This window comes from Streptomyces sp. WMMC500, assembly GCF_027497195.1.
Classification (GTDB): Bacteria; Actinomycetota; Actinomycetes; order Streptomycetales; family Streptomycetaceae; genus Streptomyces.
Genome location: NZ_CP114905.1, coordinates 1,156,474 through 1,177,665, shown reverse-complemented (window position 1 = coordinate 1,177,665; position 21,192 = coordinate 1,156,474). Strand labels below are relative to the sequence as shown.

The following is a 21,192-nucleotide window of genomic DNA, read 5'->3' as shown; positions in this document are numbered from 1 at the left end:
CGTGCCGCAGTCACGACCGGACTTCGGCGGCGACCGTGGTCACACCTGCTCCGAGGGCGGTTCACCGCGTCACGACCGTCGAATCCATTTCGATTGACCTTCCACTTGGTTTCTTGCCCTTCAAGACCGGAAGAGAGAGAACGCCAATGGTCGCAAAAACGATGAAGATCAAGGCCCTCCTCGCGGCCGCCATGCTGGCAGTGTTCGCATCCGTGTGCGGCGGTTCAGCGACTCAGGCATCTGCCAGCCCGACGGCACAGTCGGATGCTTCGCAGATTGTTGCCGAGATGGGCGCGGGCTGGAATCTCGGGAACCAGCTCGAAGCCAACATCGACGGATATCCCAGCGAAACGGCATGGGGTAATCCGACAGTAACGCAAGCTCTCATCGACAAGGTGCAGGGGGCGGGGTTCGATACCATCCGCATCCCGGTCTCCTACCTGCGCCACATAGGACCTGGCCCAGATTACGCGGTCAACTCATCCTGGCTGAACAGAGTCCAGGAAGTCGTCGACTACGCCTACAACCGAGGCATGTACGTGGTGATCAACATGCACGGCGACGGCTACAAGACGATCAACGGCTCCTGGCTGATCTGTGACTCGTCCTCTCAGACGGAAATCAAGGACAAGTACCAGAAGGTCTGGCAACAGATCGCGTCGAAGTTCCAGAGCTACGACGAGCACCTGATTCTGGAATCCATGAACGAGGAGTTCGACGGCCAGTACGGCCAACCGACTCAACCGTGCTACTCGAACATAAACGACTACAACCAGATCTTCGTGGACACCGTGCGGAAGACCGGCGGCAACAACAGCTCACGATGGCTGCTCGTCCCCGGCTGGAACACGAACATCGACTACACCGCGGGCGACTACGGCTTCGCCATTCCGACCGACGAGTACCGATCTTCCTCCATACCCGGCGATGAGCATCGGATCATGATCTCCGTGCACTACTACGATCCCTGGGACTTCACCGGAGAGGAAAACGGAACCATCACGCAGTGGGGTCCGGCCGCGACCAACCCGTCAAAGACGTCCACCTGGGGGCAGGAGGACCATCTGGACGCGCAGTTGAAGAAGATGCATGACGGATTCGCCATGAAAGGATATCCGGTCGTCGTCGGTGAATACGGATCGATCGACAAGTCGTCGTTCGACTCCGCGAACAACCGGTATCGTGCCGACTTTGCGCACACCATGGCGGCCACGGCCAAGAAGTACGGAGCAGTCAGCATCTACTGGGACAACGGTTTTAATGGACAGTACGGGTTCGGTCTGTTCGACCGAGGTTCTCACGCCGTGACCCAGCAGGGCATCGTCAGTGCCATCATGAGCGGCACCGGCGGCGATTGACGGCAACCCGGGCGGGGCGTCCGGAATGTGCAAGATCAAGAGCCCGGCGGCAGGCGCGTGCGGGCCGGTTACCGACCTTGAATGAGTGCGCATTCCGCCGCTCGTAGGGGAGCACCAGCAGTGGTTGTGGTCCTCGGTGACCGGCCCGGCCGACGGGGACATCGGCCGGGTTCCGGTGCTCCCTCCATCCTCACCGATCTGCGGGCACACGCGCACCGGGAGGGCGCCGGGCTGACTCCGGACGGGGTGAGGAAGAGCGGGCTGTTTCCGGTCATCGAACCCGAGAGCCGGATGCTGCGTGAGCCGCGCGAATGCCGCCCTGTTGCAGCGGCAGAGGCGGCCTCGGTTGTGGAACGAGCGCTGCTCGCGTGGGGCGGTTCGACGGCCTCCGTCAACTCCCCGCTCCAGGCGCTTCATGCGCTTCTCGACGCACGCCTCGACATTGATGAGCCCGGCGCGCACCGGCTCCATGTCGTCCTCGACTCGGGCCCGCTGGTCGGGGTCAGCTCCTCTGGTGGCGGCGGGACTCTGTCGCGCTCGGCGGGACTCAGTCGTCGGGGGACGCCCCTGGTCCGGTCGTGGCGTACCGGGCGGCGATGGTGCGGACGGCCTCGTCGACCACCTGAGCGACGCGTTCGGCGCTCACCTCCCAGCCCGGCACCAGGAGTGTCGGCCAGAAGACGTAGTTGGAGATCATGCCCAGGAACTGGGTGGCCGCGAGGTCCACGTCCTCGACCCGCACCGTTCCCGCCTCGTGCTCAGCCAGGAGGTAGCTGCGTACGGACTCGAAGTAGGGCATCTTCCCGTGCGAGAACTGCGCATGGGCCAGCTCGGGGAACCGCGGCAGCTCGGCGATGACAATCCTGAACAGGTCGGTCATCTGGGGACGGCCCAGCAGCTCGGCGTAACGGCGACCGATGATGCCGAGCCCGTCAACGACGTTGCCTGCCGGCGGCGGATCCTCCTCGTCAGCGGTCGACCAGGACGCGGTCACGATGGCGTCGAACAGGGCAGCTTTGCTCGGAAACTGCTTGAACAAGGTGGCCCGCGAAACGCCCGAGCTCTCTGCGATCCGCGCCAGCGACGTCCGGTCGTAGCCCAACTCGAGAAACAGTGCGGTCGCGGCCGTCACGATCAGCGCGCGCTTCTCCTGGGCGACGCGCTGGTGATACGTCGGCACGACCTTGCTCATGGGCCGAGCATACGAGGCGAGTGGCTTGACTCGCAACTGTCGCCGACCTAGTGTCAGAGGGGTGGTGAGTCGCCCGGCTCACCTCTGGCCGCCGGTCATCACCGGTGATCCCGGCCATTCGCCCACGTACCGAAGGAACATCTGATGCCCCGCTTCGACGACCAGACCGTGCTCGTGACCGGTGGGACCGGCGGCCAGGGCTCAAGCCACGTGCGCGCCTTTCATGCGGAGGGAGCGAACGTGGTTATCGGCGACATCGACGCGGAACGCGGCGCCGCTCTCGCCGACGAACTCGGGACCCGCGCTCGCTTCGCCCGCCTCGACGTGACCGACGAGAGCTCGTGGTCCGCCGCTGTGCTGGCCGCCGAGAGCGCCTTCGGCGCCCTGAACGTGCTCGTCAACAACGCGGGGGTGCAGAATCCGCCCGCGACGATCGAGAACACGGAGCAGGCCACGTGGTCGCGCATCCTCGACATCAACCTCACAGGGACCTTCCTCGGCATCAAGGCCGCAGCCCCCGCGCTGCGCCGCGCAGGTGGGGGAGCCATCGTCAACGTCGCCTCGACCATGGGCCTGGGCGGCACGGCTCACTACGCGCCGTACGTCGCCAGCAAGTGGGCCGTGCGGGGCCTCACGCAATCGGCAGCGCTCGAGCTCGGCCGCGACCACATCCGGGTGAACACCATCCACCCCGGCGTGATCGCGACCTCCTTCATCCTCGAACCGGCTGCCGGCGCCACCGCGGCAATCGCCGACTTCTACTCACCCGAGCCGTTCGCCGTCCCCCGGCTCGGGGAGCCGACCGACGTCAGCAGCCTTCTCCTGTTCCTCACGTCATCGGACGCGTCGTTCATCACGGGGTCGGAGTACGTCATCGACGGTGGACTCCTCCTCGGCCCCGCCCTTCAGGCCGAGACCGCATGAGCACTCCGGACACGACCGGGTCGCACGACTCCGCACGGGACGAGTCCCTCTCCCACCTGCCCCACCACATCCGCCGAGCCATCGAGATCACCCCCGCCGCGGGCACCAGAGAACGGATCATCGACATCACGACGCTGGGGCGCCGCACCGGCCGGGCACGCCGCATCGAGATCTTCTTCTACCGAGCTGCGGGCACCACCTACCTGTGCAGCGGCGCCGGCGGTGCCGCGACCGACTGGCACGCGAACCTGCTCGCCAATCCCCACTTCACATTCCACCTCAAGAACGGGATCCGTGCAGATCTGCCTGCACATGCCACACCTGTCACCGACCCTGCCGAACGTCAGGCCGTGCTGGCGGAGATCGTGGCGGATCTCAATCAGCCCCACGACCCCGGCACCATCCGGCCGACGCGGCTCGAAGACTGGGCTGACAGCCGGCTGATGCGCATCAGCTTCCGCCCTCGGGCATGATCGCGGATTCCCTCGACAGATGACCTGACAGCGTTTTTCAGCACGTCCTTCAGGCCGCAGCCGGCCGCTTCGAGTGCGGTGACCGGGTTCGCATGCCGGCGACTCCTTTCGGCCACTGCCGTATCCGCTACCCGTCGTGTCCACGACACCGGGACGTCGTGTGCGGTGGGCATACCCGAGCGGGGGGATTCGCAGCTCAGCGCCTCGTGGAAGGACGACCCGTGACCGTGGTCACACCCCGGATCGCCGCCCTGAAGCGGCTACCGCTCCGCCAGATCTGCTGTCTCCTCCCCCTGGTCCTCGTCGGGGCATGGCTCGTCCACCACTGGTCGCTCATCGCCGACGGCGCCGACCGCCTGCGCACCGCCGACCCCGGGTGGCTGCTGGCCGCGGTCTGCGTCACCGGGGCGTGCTGGGTCGCGGCGTCCTTCGTACGTCAGGGCACGATCCTCGAACGGCTGCCGCCGGGACGGCTGCTCGCCTCGCAGTTCGCCGCCGGCGCCGCCAACCATCTGCTGCCGGCCGGGCTCGGCGCGCACGTCGTCACGCTGCGCTTCTACCGCACCTGCGGCATACCGCTGGACCGCTCGACGGCGGCGCTCGCGCTGTACTCGCTGGCCGAGCCGGTCGCCCGGGGTGTCCTGTTGCTGGTACTGCTGACGGCCTTCCCGAACGCGCTGCGCCTGAACGAGGTGGCGCCGGAGGGACACGGTGCCACGACGGTCCTCGCCGTGGCCGGAATCCTCGCCGTGGTGGCGGCCGCGCTCCTCGCCGTGGGCCCGCTACGGCGGTTCCTCGGCGGCTTCCTGCGCACCGCGCTGACCGACGTCCGTGCCCTGCACACCAGGCCCGGCCGGGCGCTTTCGCTGTGGGGCGGCGCGCTGGCCTTCCCGGTGCTGCAGGCCGGCGTCCTGGTCGCGGTCGCGCTGGCCCTTGAGGTGCCGCTGCCCTGGATCTACATCGTGATCGCGTACCTGGCGTCGAGCATGGTCGCCTGGATCGTCCCCAGCCCCGGCGGCATCGGCTCCGTCGAGGCGACGCTGACCCTCGCGCTCGTCGCGGCGGGCGCGTCGATCAGCGCGGCCACCGCCGCGGTCCTCGGCTTCCGCATCATCACCGTCTGGCTGCCGCTGCTGCCCGGCACGCTGGTGCTGGCCCTCCTGGTGCGCCGCAAGGTGCTGTGAGCGGGCGGCGGGACCCGGCGACGGCAGCATCTCCCGCACCGGGAGGGCGAGGAGCAGGCCGATGGCGATCCAGAGGTACGTGTTGCCGCCCGCGATCCCGTCGGGGCCGCCGGCGTCGAAGCGCCACAGGAACACGACGCTGCTGCAGAGGACGACGTACACGACCGCGGCCCCGACGAGCAGTTCGCGCCGCCGCACGTCCCCCCGCGGCAGCCGGAGGGCGGCGTCGGCGAGCACGGCCAGCGCCGGGAGGAGCCAGACCAGGTGGTGCACCCAGGTCACCGGGCTGACGACGCAGGCGGCGGCACCGGTCAGAGCGAAGCCGGCCAGGTCGTCTCCGCCGGCCGCCGCCCGGCGCGCCCTGGCCGCCCAGATGCCCAGGAACACGGCCGCCCCGAGCGCCCACACGGCCCGGCCGGCGTCTTCAGCCCCGGCGAGCCTGGCCGCCAGCCCCTGCCACGACTGGTTCGAGACGTACGCGAGGTCGCCGATGCGGTCCGTGTCCCACAGCGCCTCCGACCAGTACGTCCACGACGCGTCCGGCGCCACCCACGCCGCCAGCAGCGTCGCCGCCACCGCCGTGCCCGCGGCGACGACCGCGTTGCGCCGGCGCCCGGTGACCAGCAGATAGCAGATGAAGATCGCCGGGGTGAGCTTGACCGCGGCGGCGAGCCCGATGCCGGCGCCGGCGAACGGGGCGGCGCGCGTGGCGAGCAGCCGGGCGTCGGCGAGCACGAGCGCCAGCAGCACCAGGTTGACCTGCCCGAAGCTGACGGTGTCCCGGACCGGCTCCAGCAGCGCCAGCAGGCAGGCCGCCGCCACCCACGCGTGCCAACGCGGCCCGCTACGGCGGCGGATGACCGGCCCGGCCAGCCAGGCCAGCAGCACGGCCGCCGCTGCCGCGTTGAGCAGGAGGTCGGCGGTGACGGCGGCCGGCCAGCTCAGCCGCGCCAGCGGCAGCATGCAGACGGCCGCGAACGGCGGGTAGGTGAAGCCGTATTCGTGCCCCGGCACCCGGTAGTCGTAGATCCTGCCGCCGCCGTGGACCCAGAAGCCGGCCGTCTCGTAGTAGACGCGCAGGTCGAACCAGTCGCGGTGGAAGTGGACCTCGGCGAGGAACAGGGCTACGGCGGCGACCGCGACGACGGCGAGCAGCACCCGGCCGGGCGCGGTGACCGGTCCCGGCACGCCGTCCCTCGGGCGCCGGCGCCGCGCGGCCGCTCCCGCGCGCCCGCCGCTCACGCCGGACGCTCCGGCGGCGTGCCCCGCCGCGGCGGCAGGCCCAACCGGCGCGTCTGCCACAGCAGTGCGAGCGGTACGGCACACGCCCCGCCGGCGACGGCGAACGCGAGCTGTGCCCGGTCCGGCGCGAATCCGCTCGGCAGGACGACGAGGGCGAGCACCGCGCAGGCGGCGGCGACGGCGCGGCCCACGGGCCCCCGCGGCGCCGTGGCCGCGACGAGGAACACCCCCCACAGCACGTACCACGGACGGATCGCGGGACCCAGGGCGGCGACGGCCGCCAGGCTCAGCCCGAGGGCGTGGACGGGCGTGAGGCGTGGCCTGCGCAGCCAGACGACCAGGACGACGACGGCGGTCGTGGCGAGCCCGAACAGATGCCAGGCAGGCACGGCGAGCGGCGCGAGGTGGCTCCCGCCGCTGTCGAGCACCGCGCTCGTCAGCCGGCCGAGCAGGGAGGTCGGCGCCCAGTTGCCGGGCGAGACCGGGGTGCGCAGCGAGGCGATCCACCCGTAGCCCGTGCCGGTGACGGCCGTCGCCGCCGCCGTCGTGACCAGCGCGGCCCCGCCGACGGCCGCCGCGGCGCGTGCCCACGGCGCCCGGCCGTCCAACCGCTCCGCCCGCAGCGCCGCGACGGCCAGCAGCCCCAGCGCGGCGGGCGCCTTGACCAGCGCGGCCAGCGTGACGAGCACCGCGCCCACCAGAGGCCACCGGTGCTGGGCCGCCGCGAGCCCGAGCCCGAGCAGGCCGAGCATCACGGCGTCGTTGTGCGCACCGGCCACCAGGTGCAGCAGCACCAACGGGTTCAGCGCGCCGAGCCAGAGCGCGGCGCTCTGCGGCGTCTGCGGGCGGCGCGCCAGCAGCCGCAGCGAGACCACCATCAGCGCCACCCCGGACAGCGCGACAAGCCGCATACCGAGCACCCCGGCGGTCATGCCGACGCGCGCCAGGTCCGCGATCCCGGCCGCAAGGCCGAGGAAAACCGGGCCGTACGGCGTGGGCGTGTGCTGCCAGATCCCCGGCACCTCCGCCGCCAGCGGCCCGCCGAGCTCGGCGGGGCCGTGCGTGTAGACGTCGATCTGCTCGTCCACCATGGCGCCCTGGGCGAGGTAGCTGTACACGTCCCGGCTGAAGAGCGGCGGGGTGAACAGCAGCGGCGCCACCCACAGCGCGAGGATGCGCAGCAGGTCACGCGGGGGCGGCGGCTCCGGCCCGCGGACCGCCCGGCCCAGCCGCAGCCAGGCGGCGACCAGCAGCACGAGCCCGAAGTAGGCGGCGGCCAGCCCGAGCGCGGCCCGGCCGGACGACGCCGGGAGCGCGTCGCGCACGGGCAGCGCCCCCGCGCTCGATCCGCCCGCCGCGAGCACCGCCGATCCGACGAGCCCGAGCAGGCGGCAGCGGCGGATGTCGACGAGGTCCCCCGAGGCCGGCACGCGGGGGAGCCTGCCCGCGGCCGATGACGACGAGGTGACGCCCCGTCCACCGCCCAACGGCCGCCACGTGTCGTCCCCGACGGTGGATCGCATCCGGACCGGGGCGGTTCGACGCCTGCCGTACGCGCCGCACAGGCGCGCCGGTCGTCAGGGCAGGGCGACGCGGACACTCCTGTTCCCGATGCCGGCGACGGTGTCCTCCCACGTCAGGCTTCCGTCGCCGGCGCACCCGCTGGGAACACACCGTGCCGATATCCGGGCGGGTCCCCAATCCCTATGGTCTCTCAAGTGAAAGTTGCTACCATTTACCTATGACTGTCAAAAGTCGCCGGTCGGCGCTGCCCGTTCCGACGGTCGGCGCCCCCGTCGCACTCCCCGCCCCGGCCTTGGAGAGGAATCCATGAGTACGAACCCTGCACAGGCGCCCGCTGACGGGAGCGGCGAGGGTTTACTGGACGCGCGTCAGTTGCGCGTGATCCTGATCACCGTCTCGATGGCGCTGATGGCTGTCATCGCGTCCGTGTCCGGGCTGAACGTCGCCCAGACGGAGATGGCGGTCGACTTCGAGACCTCGCAGCGCACCGTCCTGTGGATCATCAACATCTTCACCCTCGCGCTCGCCGCGCTGCTGCTGCCGCTCGGCGCGATCGGTGACCGCCTGGGCCGCAAGCCCATGCTGATCGGCTCGCTGCTCGTCTTCGGCGTGTCGAACGTGGTGGCGGCCGCCGCCCCGAGCGCGGAGGTGATGATCGCAGCAAGGGTGGCCAGCGGTGTCGGCGCGGCCACGATCATGCCCATCACGCTGGCTGTGATCACCTCCACCTTCCCCGAGGAGCGGCGCGGCAAGGCGATCGGTGTGTGGACCGGTGTGGCCGGGGCCGGCGGCATCCTGGGCATGTTCCTGTCCGCCTTCCTCGTCGACGTCGCCGACTGGCGCTGGCTGTTCGCCCTGCCCATCGCCCTGGTCGTCGCGGCCCTGGCGCTGACGCTGAAGTCGGTGCCCAACTCCCACGAGCGCTCCGGCCACAACTTCGACACCGCCGGCGCCCTGATATCCGTCGTCTCCGTGGCTGCCCTCATCTTCTGCCTCCAGGAGGGGCCGGAGCGCGGCTGGACCGCGGGCCTGACCCTGGCCAGCCTCGTCGTCGGCCTCATCGCGGGAGCCGCCTTCGTGGTCTGGGAACTGCGCCGCCGGGACGCCTCGCTGCTGGACGTGCGCCTGTTCCGGGAGCGCGGCCTGGGCGGCGGCTCGATCACGCTGCTCGTGGTCTTCGGTGTCCAGTCCGGTATCTTCGTGGTCCTCTTCCCGTTCTTCCAGGCCGTGCTCGACTGGTCGGCACTGCTGGCCGCGGCGGCGCTCATGCCCATGGCCGCCGCGATGATGATGGCCTCCGGCCTGGCCCCCAAGCTGTCCACGCAGGCCGGCCCCCGCGCGACCATGTCCGCGGGTATCGCGCTGACCGGCGTCGGCCTGGCGCTGATGGCCCTGTTCGTCTCCGTCGAAGACGGCTACCTGTCGATCCTGCCCGGCATCATCGTCATGGGCTTCGGCATGGGCCTGGCCATGGTGCCCTCCACCGAGGCCATCACCCTCGCCCTGCCGCGTGAGAAGCAGGGCGTCGCCTCCGCACTCAACGACGTCACCCGGGAGTTCGGTACCGCCCTGGGCATCGCCATGCTCGGCGCGATCCTGTCGGCCGGGTACCGCAACACCATCGACGACAAGCTGGACGGCGTCCCCGAGCAGGCCGCGGACCCCGCCCGCGAAGGCATCGCCACCGCCCTGGAGGCGGCGCCCAACGCGGGCTCCGGCGCGAAGGACCTGGTCGACGTCGCCCGCCAGTCCTACATCGACGGATGGCAGCAGGCCCTGTGGGTAGGCGTCGCCGTCATGGCCGTGCTGTTCGTCTACATCATCCTGCGCGGCCCGAACAAGCCCGCCCCCGCGGCCACGGAGGACCAGGACAAGACGGAGGACCCCGAGACCGCGCCCGCCCTCTGAGCGCACCCGCCACCGCCCGAACCGTGCGGCAGGGTGCACGGCCCGCCGCAAGCACACCCAGCGGGAGGGGCCCGGGCACTCGTCACCGAGTGGCCGGCCCCCTCCCGCTCTCTCGGCCCCTAAGGCGGTCACCCGGTCTTCTTCGCGGACAGCGCGGCCGCCGCGGGCCGCGGCCACGCCGGCATCTTCCGCGCGCGCCGCCCTGCAACCGCCTGAACGTGGTTTCCCGTGTCGGGGTAACAGTCCCTTTCGCATCGGCTGATTTCACCGCCTTTTTCAGCGCGAACAAACAAATATCAGGCTGCCGTCCTCATCCAAGCGGAATAGATACTTCACTCCGCGGGGGCATCCGATGGGCCGGCCGGCCCGCGGGGTCGCACTCGGCTGTGAGGGGCCGGGAACCGACTTGACCGTCGGCCGGCCACACCTCTAGTGGAGCTTCCGCTTCCTCATCTCCGCGGCGATGCCGGACGGCGAAGACCTCTTCCGGCCGACGTCCGACCAGGATTCTCAGGAACTACGCCGGGAGCCGTCGAGTAGCCACTAATTCATTTCTTGGATTCCGTATAATGACCGTAGTGGCAGCGATAATTGATCACGCGGCACGCCTGAGTGTCGGTCCTCAAGTTATCCTCTAGTGGCTACTGGCAGCGTAGGGAGCGTTAAGAGGTAGTCTTACGTGGTGAGTTTCGCTAGCTTTTTGTAGCAGTCAGGGCACCGGCCAGCCGAGGAAGGCGAGGAAATGGGAGCCCTTTCGCTCTTCCGGCGACGCCGGCCGAGCCGTTCACCGGACTCGATGCCCGGCCAGGCGATGCGCGGGGTCAGTCCCACGGGGCGACGAGCTCTCGCAGTCCGTCAGGAACCAGCGACAGAGCGGCGCTCACCAAGAGACACCATGCCGTAGCTCACACCATCACCACATGAGACGACCCTAACCGGGGGAATCAGTGGCGACAGCGAATGCTGAGGGCCACTGCACATTCGGGGGAGTTCGGGATGAAGCAGAGCTGTTCGGCCGTCGACGGGGTGACCCCGTTAGCCGAAGCCCCATTTTCGCGTGGCAGGTCTGGCACGACGCGTTTCCGCGAGGCGACGTGCCCAGCTCGTGAGATGCCCGCGACCGGTCCTTCACCTCCCGCCCGCGGGTCAGCGACCGCACGCTGACGTGGGCCAGTCGGGCCGATCTTGAGAAGAACTCCGCCGAGTTCTGGGTGTAGTCCGGTGCGCATTCCCGTATGGCCGTGGAAGCGTGCCCGCATTCATGCCCAGTCTGAGGACCCGGCCCACGAGTTCGCGTAGCGGTGTGTCATGAACTGACCACCTTCCCACCGCGGACCGAGGGCTCGTCCGCCCACCCCCCCACTCGGCTGTCAGCGCAGGTCGAAAGGCCAGGGAGCAGCCATCGCTATCCAAACCCCCCCACGAACGGGCCGGTCCAGAGGCCCGCCGCCCAAAAAAACGGAGGAAATCATGACCACGTCCAGCCACACGTCGGATTCAGGCTTCACGCTGGGCCGCAGGTCGCTGCTGATCGGCGGCTCCACGGCCGCCGCCATGAGCATGCTGGCCCTGCCCCACACCGCCGGTGCCGCCGGCATCAACGGGGAGCCGGACCCCACCGTCGACTTCGACCTCGACACCGACAACTACATCAGGTGGGCCAGGCCCTCAACGAACGAGCAGGCCACCATACCGTCCGTCAACGCGTTCGTCGGCTCGATGGACGCCACCCTCATCCTCTGGATGGCCCATGTCGGGGCACTGGCGGCGTTCGACGCGGTGGCGCCGTACCACGAGACCGCGGTCGGTACGCATGCCCGGATCCCGCGCCGCCCCTCCAGCGAGTCCGCCACCAACCGGAACATGAACATCGCCCTCTTCCACTCCCAGTACCGCATATTCGAGAAGATGCCGCTGGGCGGGCTGGAGGGCCCCCTGGGCGGCCTGCGGGACACGATGGTGGCGCTCGGCCTGGACCCGGACGACGCCTCGGAGAACCTGACCAGCCCGGTCGGCATCGCCAACGTGGCGGCCAAGGCCGTCTGGAACGCCCTGAAGAACGACGGCATGAACGTCCTGGGCTACGAGGGCGGCCGCAAGTACCACCCGCTGCCCTGGTCGGACTACACCGGCTACCGGCCGGTGAACACCCCCTTCGAGCTGAGAAACCCCTCACGCTGGCAGCCGCAGCTCCAGGCCCACAGGGGCCGTCGCGTCGGTGGTGGCCACGGCGACCTGGGCATCTACGTTGCCCAGCACTTCGTGACCCCGCAGGCCGCGGTGACCCAGCCGCACATCTACAGCGACCCGGCCCGGTTCAGGCTCGCCCCGCCCACCTTCAGCGACCACCGCAGGACCCGGGCCTACAAGCAGGCCGTGGACGAGATCCTCGAGGCGTCGGCCACGCTCACCGACGAGCGTAAGGCGCTCGCCGAGGTCATGGACAACAAGTCCTGGGGCCTGGGCTACTCCGCCACCGCCGCCGCCCAGAACTACGAGAAGAACCACGGGGAGATGGGGGTGTTCGACTGGGTCGCGTGGTCGCTCCAGCACTCCCTGGCGACCTTCGGCGCGATGGTCGCCGCCTGGCACCAGAAGCGCAGGTACGACGCCGTGCGGCCGATCAGCGCGGTGCGGCACGTGTACGGCCGCAGCAAGATCACCGCCTGGGGCGGTCCCGGCAGGGGCACGGTCACCGACCTGCCCGCCAACGAGTGGGTCGGCTACCTGCCGGTCGGCGACCACCCGGAGTACCCCTCCGGCTCCACCACCATGTGCGCCGCCGGGTCGCAGGCGATGCGGCGCTACTGCGACTCCGAGGAGGTGAACTGGACGCTCGAGTTCAAGGCCCACAAGTCCTTGACGGAGCCGGGGATCGTCCCCGCCAGGGACCTCAAGGTGCACTTCACCACGTGGTCCGAGCTCAACAAGGCGTGCGCGGAGAGCCGGGTGTGGGGCGGTGTCCACTTCCGCGAGACGGTCGAGCGGTCCATGGTCTTCGGTGAGCAGTTCGGCGACCTGGCCCACGAGCACGTACAGCGACACATCACGGGCAACGTCAAGGACCGCGCCGGGAACTGACGGCGGCAGCAGGGCCGGGACCGGGACCACGGCAGGGAGCCGTGGTCCCGGGGGCGACGTCCTCCACCGCACCCAAGCCAGCGAAACGATGCTGGGCGCGTTCATCCTGCTCCTTGCGCTCGCCGACTTCCTCGCCGGTTCGGCGTCGAGCTACTGGATGATCCTGGTATCGCGCGTGATGGTCGGCATCGCCATCGACGGCTTCTGGTCCATCGGCGCCGGTCTGGCAGGCCGGCTCGTACCGACGGAGCATGTGGGCCGGACCACCTCGGTCATCTTCGCCGCGGTTCCCCTCGGCTCCGTGCTCGGGGTTCCCCCGGGCACGTTCATCACGGTCTACCTCCTCGTCTACGGGGTCGCCGGCATCGTGGGCAACTTCCTCGGCGGATCAGCCGCGGGCAGGTTCCCGCAGGCCGCCTTCGCGACCGCCACGGCGATGATCGCTTTCGTCACCCTGCTGCTGCCGGTGCTCGGCAAGTGGGATCCGGGTGCGGTGGCCCTGCTGGTCGTCTGGGGCATCGCCTACGGGGTGGTGCCGGTCTGCTCGCAGACCTGGTTCGCGAAGGCCACCCCCACTCCCGAAGCTTCCTCCGTCGTGTTCGCGGCATGCCACCACCGCGCCAGGAAGACCTCGTGGCCGGAGCCGCAGTAGGGTTTCGCACCTTGATCGGCCTGCGGGAGGGTGACCGCGGAAGGGGGCGGCGGAACGCGCCGACGCCGGCGAGTCCGATGAAGGCCCTGCGCACGCAGCGGTTGCCCGCCCCCGGCCGGTGCCGGACCGCCTCTGTGAAAGGACGTGAGGTTCATGCCCCGTATCCGCTCCTTCGCCCAGGTCGACGTGTTCTCCGCGGCGGCCTTCCGCGGCAATCCGGTCGCGGTCGTCCTGGACGGCACCGACGTGAGCGACGAGGACATGCAGGGCCTGGCCCGCTGGACCAACCTGTCCGAGACCACGTTCGTCCTGCCTCCCACCACCGCGGGCGCGGACTACCGGCTGCGGATCTTCACACCGCACAACGAACTGCCCTTCGCCGGGCACCCCACCCTCGGCGCCGCACGCGCGTGGCTGGAGGAGGGCGGCACGCCCCGGCACCCGGAGAAGGTCGTGCAGGAGTGCGCCGCGGGCCTGGTCACCGTGCGCCGCGAGCAGGATGTGCTGGCCTTCGCCGCGCCGCCCCGGATCCGCGAGGGTGCGCTGGAGGAGGCGTACGTGCGGCAGATCGCGGCCGCGTTCGGAATCCCGCGCGAGCGGGTCCTGTCCCACCAGTGGGTGGACAACGGGCCCGGCTGGGCGGTGGTCCGGCTGGCCACCGCCGGGGAGGTCCTCGCCCTCGAGCCCGACCTGTCCCTGATCCCGGACGCCATGGTCGGCGCGATCGGCGCTCATCCCGAGGGGTCCGGGCACGACTTCGAGCTGCGCACCTTCGCCCCGGGAGCCGGTGTCGCCGAGGATCCCGCGTGCGGCAGCATGAACGCCGGGATCGGGCAGTGGCTCACCTCCACCGGCGCCGCACCGTCCTCCTACCGGGTCTCCCAGGGAGCCCGGCTGGGGCGGGCCGCCAGCATCGGGATCAGCGCCGATGCGGACGGCACGGTGTGGGTCGCCGGCGCGACCACCGTCTGTATCCGTGGCACCGTCACCCTCTGAACCCCGGGAGCGGCGCGCCGGAGTCAGGTGGCGTCGAGGGTCTTCATGATGACGAAGCTGTTGACCGTGGCCACGGCGGGCAGCGCGGCGAGATGGTTGGCGTGGAAGTCCTCGTACGCGGGCAGGTCGGCCACTTCCACGTGCAGCAGGTAGTCGAAGTTGCCGGTGATGTGGTGGCAGGCGATCACTTCGGGCAGCTTCATCACCTCGGTCTCGAAGGCGACGACGTCCGCGCGGATGTGCCGCATCAGCCGCACCCCGGCGAACACCCGCAGCCCCCGGCCGACCGCGGCCGGGTCGATCACTGTTCGGTAGCCGCGGATGACCCCGGCCTCCTCCAGTTGCCGTACCCGCCGCAGGCACGGCGACGGGGACAGCCCGACCCGCGCGGCGAGCTCGTTGTTGTTGATCCTGCCGTTGCGTTCGAGTACGGCCAGGATCGACCGATCCATCTCGTCCATGCCGGCAGAATATTGCGGAGCAGCCCCCACGTGCACAACTGGGTGGCGCAATGTTTCCGCAACTTGCTGCCCAATGTGCCGCCAGCGGGATCCCGGTCGCCTCGGTTCCCCTCATGCTGGACAGCGGCATAACGTCGAATTCCGGAAGGGCTGGCCATGCCGGGCAAGAGCACCGTCACCGTGCACGCCGACCGTGAGATCCACCCCGGCCGGGCGGTGGCGCCGCCGATCTTCCAGACGGCGGCGTTCTCGGCCGAGGACGCGCCCGCGTTCGCCGCGGGCGCCGTCGAGCCGCGGGGAACGGACTTCTACACCCGCTTCGGCAACCCCAACCACGCCCAGGTCGCCGCCGTCATCGCGGACCTGGAGGGCACCGAGGCGGCGATGGTCACCGCGTCCGGGATGGCCGCGGTCACCACGGCGGTGCTTGCCCTGGTCTCCGCCGGTGATCACGTCATCGGGCAGAAGTCCACGTACGGCGGCACCGCCTCGGTCCTGCTGAACCTGCTGCCGCGCCTGGGCGTGGACACCACGCTGGTGGACCAGCGTGACCCCGAGGTGTTCGAGAAGGCCCTCGTTCCCACCACCCGGCTGATCCTGGTGGAGACCCCGTCCAACCCGCTGTTGCAGATCACCGACCTGCGCGCGGTCGCCGACCTGGCCCGCGCCCACGGGGTGCCGACCCTGGCGGACAACACCTTCGCCACCCCCCTCAACCAGCGCCCGGCCGATTTCGGCATCGACGTGGTCTGGCACAGCGCGACGAAGTACCTCAACGGGCACACCGACGTCTCCGCCGGAGTGCTGGCCGGCCCGGCGGAGATCCTGGACCGGATCTGGGACACCAGCCTCCTCACCGGCGCCACCCTCGGCCCGATCGACGCCTGGCTGCTGCTGCGCGGCCTGCGCACCCTGCCCCTGCGTGTGCCCCGGCACAACGAGAACGGCCAGGCCCTGGCCGAGGCCCTGAGCCGGCACCCGGCCGTCAGCCGGGTCCACTACCCCGGACTGGCCACCCACCCCCAGCACAAGCTGGCCCTGGACCAGATGAACGGCTTCGGCGGCGTCCTCGGCGTCGAGTTCGCCGGCGGCTACGAGACGGCCGACGCGTTCCTCGGCGCCCTGCGCTACCCGCGACGCTCGGCCAGCCTCGGCGGCGTGGAATCCCTCGCCGTGCACCCTGCCTCCATGTGGGCCGGAATGCTCAGCGACGAGCAGATCACCGACGCCGTCCCCCCGGGCCTGGTCCGGCTGGCGGCCGGCACGGAGGACACCGCCGACCTGGTCGCCGACGCCCTCGCCGCAGCCGACACGGCCGCCCGCACGACCGCCTGAACAACAGCCCGGACAACCGGCGACCCGCCCCCGCACGTGTGCGCGAACCACCCCGAAAGCCAGGAGCCCCCATGAAGACGCTGCTCAGCGGCGGCACCGTGGTCAGCATGGACCCGTCCGTCGGCGACCTCGACCACGGTGACGTCCTCGTCGAGGACGGCGTGATCACCGCCGTCGGGGAGCACATCGACGCACCCGACGCCGACGTGGTCGACGCCCGTGACCGGATCGTCCTGCCCGGCTTCGTCGACAACCACCGGCACACCTGGCAGACCGCGTTCCGCGGCGTCGGCGCGGACTGGACCTTCCCGCAGTGGGCCGCCGCCATGCACGGCACCGTCAAAGCCCACTACACCCCCGAGGACGTCTACGTCACCACCCTGCTGGGCCGACTGGAAGCCCTGCACTCCGGCATCACCACCATGCTGGACTGGTACCACGTCGCCCAGGACCACGCCCACGAGGACGCCGCCGTCGCCGCCCTGCGCGACGCCCCCGCACGTTCGGTCTTCTGCCTCGGCGCCCGGTGGGCCACCGCAGACCCCGTCGACGACGACATCCGCCGCGTCCGCGCCGACGTGACCGACCACGGGCTGGTCACCATGGCCTTCGGCCTGCGCGGCGCCGACGACACCGGCCTCGACACCCTCGCCGGGGAACTGAAGCTGGCCGACGAACTCGCCCTGCGCACCAGCCTGCACACCGGCTCCGACGGCACCTCCCGCCCCATCGCCGACATGCACCGGCACGGCCTCCTGCGCGACACCACCACCTTCGTCCACGGCAACGGCCTCGGCGACGACGAGCTGCGCATGATCGCCGACGCCGGCGGCTGGTTGTCCGTCAGCCCCGACGTCGAACTGAAGATGGGCTTCGGCGCACCCATGACCGGCCGGGCACTGGCCGCCGGACTGCGCCCCACCCTGTCCATCGACGTCGTCCCCTCCGTCGCCGGCGACATGTTCGCCGCGATGCGCGCCGCCCTCGCCGCCCAGCGCGGCCTCGACGGCACCCTCAACGCCCGCGACCTGATCGCGTCCGCCACCCTCGACGCCGCCGCCTCCTGCGGCCTCGACTCCCGCACCGGCAGTATCACCCCCGGCAAGGAGGCCGACCTCATCCTGCTGCGTACGGACGACGTGACCGTCTTCCCCGTCACCGACCCGGCCGGCTCCCTCGTCAGCGCCGGACACCCCGGGCTGGTCGACACCGTTCTGGTCGCGGGCCGCGTCGTCAAGCGCGACGGCGCCCTGGTCGGCGTGGACCTGCCCGCCCTGCGCGCCCGCCTGCTCGCGTCACGTGACCGGATCGCCCAGGCCGCCGGCGTTCCGCTCGACGGCACCTGGAACCCCCGGCCGTAGCTCACCCCCTTCCGCGGCGGGGCGTCTCCTCACGGCCCTCGCCGGCGCCCATGTCGGCGACGGTGTGGGCGCGGATCTGCGGGGCTGTGCCCCCGCCCACGCGCGACACGAGGGCTCTCACATGGTCCTGCGCCGGTTCGGCGAGCCCGTCGTACACAGCCGCGAACACCTCTCTCGCACGGGCACGCGGCCAGCCGCGCGGCAGGAGTTCGACCGGCAGCAGCGGGTCGAGAACGGGGAAACGGCGATAGGTGTCCATCACCTCGGTACGCAGTCGCACCGCCGCGGTGCCGGAGATCGTCCCCGCCGCCACGCGGGGAAGCCGGCGGCTCCACCTCCGGATGAAGACGCTGTACTGCTCGGCGATACCCGCGACGTCCCAGGCGTCGACCGGGTTGCGGGCCGCACCGGTCTCCAGCTCAAGGTGGCGCGCCCGGAACACGCTCATCGCGCCGAAGGCCAGCTCCGCCAGGACGGCCCGTTCCCGAGTGGTCAACCCGCGGGGCGACACCCAGACGCCGTCGTAGAGCGGCGCGTACCCACGCCAGCGCAGGTGGTCCCGCATGGCGCGCCGCTGCGTGCTCTTCGCCTGCGGCATCGAGAACGCGACCAGCGTCCACCGGCCGTCCCAGGAATCGCCGCCGCGGCCGAACGCGGCGATCTCGCGCCCGCCGGTGTACAGGTGGGCGGCGGCGGCATCGGTCAGGCGGTACGCGCTGTGCCGTCCCTCCCGTCTGCCTTCCAGCACGCCCCGGCGGGCCAGCCTGCTGATCGTCGTGCGGGCGGCTCCGCTGGACACCCCGAACTCGCCCAGCAGATCCACGATCGCCGCCGACGGCAGCCAGGCGCGGGCGCTCAGGGTGTAGTCGGTGATCAGGGTCGTCCCGAGCCCCTGCGGCGAGCCGGTCTGCCGGCGCGGGAGCCGCACCGACGCCGCATCCGCGTCCAGGAAGATCTCTTCGAGGTCGAACAGGCGCGCCAACTGTGCACTCCAGTGCGGATCGCGGTCACAAGGATTGGGGCCTGACTGTAATGGCCCGGGGAGGATCACGGCAGCGCAGGGGCGTGGTGCTCGGGCATGGTTGACACTTGTGTGATCTGACGGCAACCTATGTGTCATAGGGGCCTGGAAAGTGCACTGCGAATTGCCCTGCACCCGACCAGACCACCTGGAGAACAGCCCATGCGCGCACCCCGACTGCGAGCCGTGCTGCTCTGTCTCGGCATCACCCTGGCGTCAGCCGGCGCCGGTGCCGTCACCTCCTCGACGGCGTCCGCGGCACCGACCCGCTACGAGGCCGAAACGGCACCCGCCACCTGCGACGGGCTCATCGAGTCCAACCACACCGGATACTCCGGCAGCGGATTCTGCAACGCAGACAACGTTGTCAGCGCCGGAGCGGAGTTCACCGTCACCGCGTCCGCCGCGGGCACGGCCACCCTCTCCCTCCGCTACGCCAACGGCACCACCGCGGACCGTCCCGCCGACGTGTCCGTCAACGGCGACATCGCCCACGCGGGCAGCCCCTTCGGCTCCACCGGCGCCTGGAGCACCTGGGCCACCCAGACCCTGACCGTCTCCGTCGACGCCGGCAGCAACACGATCCGGCTCACCCCCACCACCGCCGCGGGCCTCGCCAACGTGGACTACCTCGACTTCGAGGCCGGCGGCACCGCACCGCCCGGCAAGCAGATGGAAGACCTCAACCGCGGCCTGGTCAGCGTCCGTTCCGGGTCCGGCAACCTGGTCTCGTGGCGGCTGCTGGGGACCGAGCCGTCGTCCACGGGCTTCAACGTCTACCGCGGTTCGACGAAGCTGAACGCGTCGCCGATCACCAACTCCACCAACCACCTGGACGCCGGAGCGCCAGCGGACGCGTCGTACACGGTACGTGCCATCGTGGACGGAGCGGAGCAGCCGGCGTCGGAGCCGTCGCTGCGCTTCACCGGCGGCAACCACCTGGACGTGCCGATCTCCCGGCCGGGGAGCACCTACACGGCCGGCGACGCGAGCGTCGGTGACGTCGACGGCGACGGGCAGTACGAGATCTTCCTCAAGTGGGATCCCGACAACCAGAAGGACAACTCGCAGTCCGGCGTCACCAGCAACGTCTACATCGACGCCTACCGGCTCGACGGGCAACGGCTGTGGCGCGTCGACCTGGGCCGCAACATCCGGGCCGGGGCGCACTACACACAGTTCCAGGTCTACGACTACGACGGTGACGGGCGCGCGGAACTCGCGGTCAAGACAGGCGACGGCACCGTCTCCGGCACCGGGCAGGTGATCGGAAACGGCGGCGCCGACCACCGCAACTCCTCCGGCTACATCATCACCGGACCCGAATACCTCACCATGTTCAACGGACTCACCGGCGCCGCCATGTCCACCGTGGACTTCCAGCCCGCACGCGGCAACATCAACGACTGGGGCGACGACTACGGCAACCGCGGCGACCGGTTCCTGGCCGGAACCGCGTACCTGGACGGGCAGCGCCCCAGCGTCATCATGGGCCGCGGCTACTACGAGAAGAGCGCCATCGCGGCCTGGGACTTCCGCGGCGGCCAGCTCACCATGCGCTGGAAGTTCGACTCCGGCAACGCGGGCAACCAGTGGACCGGCCGCGGCGCGCACTCGCTGTCCATCGCCGACGTCGACGGCAACGGCACCGACGAGGTCGTCTACGGCGGCATGACCATCAACGCCAACGGCACCGGCCGCCACACCACCAACTTCTACGCCCACGGCGACGCCCTGCACGTCGGCGACTTCGTGCCCGGCCGGACCGGCAAGGAGATCTGGCAGATCCACGAGCAGAGCTCCGGGGCCTCCGCCACACTGCGCGACGCCAACAGCGGCTCGATCCTGATGCAGCGGAACAACAGTTGCGGTTGCGAGGGCCCCGCCCGCGGCGTGGCCGGCGACGTCTACGCCGGCAACGCGGGCGCCGAGTTCTGGGGCTCGGGCACCGGCCTGGGCAACCTGCTCAACGCCTCGGGCGGCAACGTCGGACGCAATCCGGGCAGCTACAACTTCCTCGCCTGGTGGGACGCCGACCCGGTACGGGAACTGCTGGACGGCAACCACGTCGACAAGTACGGCACCGGCGGCGACACCCGCCTGCTCACCGCCTCCGGCGCGCACTCCGTCAACGGCACCAAGGCAACCCCCTCGCTCTCCGGCGACCTGTTCGGCGACTGGCGCGAGGAGATCATCCTCCCGCGGGACGACAACGCCGCGCTGCGCATCTACGCCACCCCCGTCCAGACGGACCGGCGGATGCACACCCTGATGCACGACGCGCAGTACCGCGTCGCCGTCGCATGGCAGAACACCGCCTACAACCAGCCGCCGCACCCGAGCTTCTTCCTCGGCAACGGCATGAGCACACCGTCGCAGCCCCGCATCGACGTCCGCTGACAACCCGCGTCCCGTGGTGCCGGCCGGCACGACGCCGCCCGCACCACGGGGGCGGGTGACTCCCTGAAGAGGAGGCCAAC

General features: G+C 70.5%; 14 protein-coding genes and 2 pseudogenes. 11 read left to right on the top strand and 5 right to left on the bottom strand.

The window, feature by feature from the left end; translation table 11 throughout:
- The first annotated feature begins 113 nt into the window (after positions 1-113).
- Positions 114-1,358, top strand: a complete 1,245-nt coding sequence (locus O7599_RS04830) for a glycoside hydrolase family 5 protein (RefSeq protein WP_281620838.1) — start codon at positions 114-116, stop codon at positions 1,356-1,358.
- A 547-nt stretch (positions 1,359-1,905) separates the two neighbouring features.
- Here the strand turns inward: O7599_RS04830 and O7599_RS04825 are convergent.
- Positions 1,906-2,550 (bottom strand): TetR/AcrR family transcriptional regulator, encoded by a 645-nt coding sequence (locus tag O7599_RS04825; protein ID WP_281620837.1) that lies wholly within the window; start codon positions 2,548-2,550, stop codon positions 1,906-1,908.
- A gap of 144 nt (positions 2,551-2,694) precedes the next feature.
- On the opposite strand from O7599_RS04825, the gene O7599_RS04820 reads away from it, so the two are divergent.
- From O7599_RS04820 to O7599_RS04810, 3 genes are all read left to right on the top strand, one after another.
- Positions 2,695-3,474, top strand: coding sequence for a glucose 1-dehydrogenase (locus O7599_RS04820; protein ID WP_281620836.1), 780 nt, complete (start codon positions 2,695-2,697; stop codon positions 3,472-3,474).
- On the top strand, positions 3,471-3,947 hold the full coding sequence (locus tag O7599_RS04815; RefSeq protein WP_281620835.1) for a nitroreductase/quinone reductase family protein: 477 nt from the start codon (positions 3,471-3,473) through the stop codon (positions 3,945-3,947). The genes O7599_RS04820 and O7599_RS04815 overlap by 4 nt, the downstream gene beginning before the upstream one ends.
- A 221-nt stretch (positions 3,948-4,168) precedes the next feature.
- A complete protein-coding gene (locus O7599_RS04810; RefSeq protein ID WP_281620834.1) occupies positions 4,169-5,131 on the top strand; it encodes a lysylphosphatidylglycerol synthase transmembrane domain-containing protein in 963 nt (320 codons plus the stop codon).
- Between the two features lie 342 nt (positions 5,132-5,473).
- On the opposite strand, the pseudogene O7599_RS36840 reads toward O7599_RS04810, so the two are convergent.
- Positions 5,474-6,094 (bottom strand): annotated as a pseudogene (locus O7599_RS36840) (glycosyltransferase family 87 protein); the annotation flags it as partial.
- A gap of 275 nt (positions 6,095-6,369) precedes the next feature.
- On the bottom strand, positions 6,370-7,803 hold the full coding sequence (gene mptB / locus O7599_RS04800) for a polyprenol phosphomannose-dependent alpha 1,6 mannosyltransferase MptB (protein WP_281620833.1): 1,434 nt from the start codon (positions 7,801-7,803) through the stop codon (positions 6,370-6,372).
- A gap of 400 nt (positions 7,804-8,203) precedes the next feature.
- Here mptB and O7599_RS04795 point away from each other — a divergent pair, with 400 nt between their 5' ends.
- The 4 genes and pseudogenes from O7599_RS04795 to O7599_RS04780 all read left to right on the top strand — a co-directional run bounded on the left by O7599_RS04795 (position 8,204) and on the right by O7599_RS04780 (position 14,534).
- Entirely contained in the window at positions 8,204-9,805 is a 1,602-nt protein-coding gene (locus O7599_RS04795) for an MFS transporter (RefSeq protein ID WP_281620832.1), read from the top strand.
- Positions 9,806-11,275: 1,470 nt separating this feature from the next.
- On the top strand, positions 11,276-12,886 hold the full coding sequence (locus O7599_RS04790) for a DUF6851 domain-containing protein (RefSeq protein ID WP_281620831.1): 1,611 nt from the start codon (positions 11,276-11,278) through the stop codon (positions 12,884-12,886).
- 88 nt (positions 12,887-12,974) lie between these two features.
- Positions 12,975-13,493, top strand: a pseudogene (locus O7599_RS04785) (MFS transporter); the annotation flags it as partial.
- Positions 13,494-13,691: 198 nt separating this feature from the next.
- Positions 13,692-14,534 carry a PhzF family phenazine biosynthesis protein gene (locus O7599_RS04780; protein WP_281620830.1) on the top strand — a complete coding sequence of 281 codons (843 nt, stop codon included), beginning with the start codon at positions 13,692-13,694 and terminating at the stop codon, positions 14,532-14,534.
- A 23-nt stretch (positions 14,535-14,557) separates the two neighbouring features.
- Here the strand turns inward: O7599_RS04780 and O7599_RS04775 are convergent, their stop codons facing one another.
- The gene (locus O7599_RS04775; RefSeq protein WP_281620829.1) at positions 14,558-14,995 is read right to left on the bottom strand and encodes an Lrp/AsnC family transcriptional regulator; all 438 of its coding nucleotides are present in this window, start codon (positions 14,993-14,995) and stop codon (positions 14,558-14,560) included.
- Between the two features lie 156 nt (positions 14,996-15,151).
- Between O7599_RS04775 and O7599_RS04770 the strand changes: the two genes are divergently transcribed.
- Together O7599_RS04770 and O7599_RS04765 are read left to right on the top strand one after the other, a co-directional pair.
- On the top strand, positions 15,152-16,330 hold the full coding sequence (locus O7599_RS04770) for an aminotransferase class I/II-fold pyridoxal phosphate-dependent enzyme (RefSeq protein ID WP_281620828.1): 1,179 nt from the start codon (positions 15,152-15,154) through the stop codon (positions 16,328-16,330).
- Positions 16,331-16,401: 71 nt separating this feature from the next.
- On the top strand, positions 16,402-17,691 hold the full coding sequence (locus O7599_RS04765; RefSeq protein ID WP_281620827.1) for an amidohydrolase family protein: 1,290 nt from the start codon (positions 16,402-16,404) through the stop codon (positions 17,689-17,691).
- Between the two features lies 1 nt (position 17,692).
- Here the strand turns inward: O7599_RS04765 and O7599_RS04760 are convergent, their stop codons facing one another.
- Complete coding sequence (locus O7599_RS04760; protein ID WP_281620826.1) at positions 17,693-18,673, bottom strand: PaaX family transcriptional regulator C-terminal domain-containing protein; 981 nt, start codon at positions 18,671-18,673, stop codon at positions 17,693-17,695.
- 201 nt (positions 18,674-18,874) lie between these two features.
- Between O7599_RS04760 and O7599_RS04755 the strand changes: the two genes are divergently transcribed.
- Positions 18,875-21,112, top strand: coding sequence for a carbohydrate-binding protein (locus O7599_RS04755; protein ID WP_281620825.1), 2,238 nt, complete (start codon positions 18,875-18,877; stop codon positions 21,110-21,112).
- The last annotated feature ends 80 nt before the right edge of the window (positions 21,113-21,192 follow it).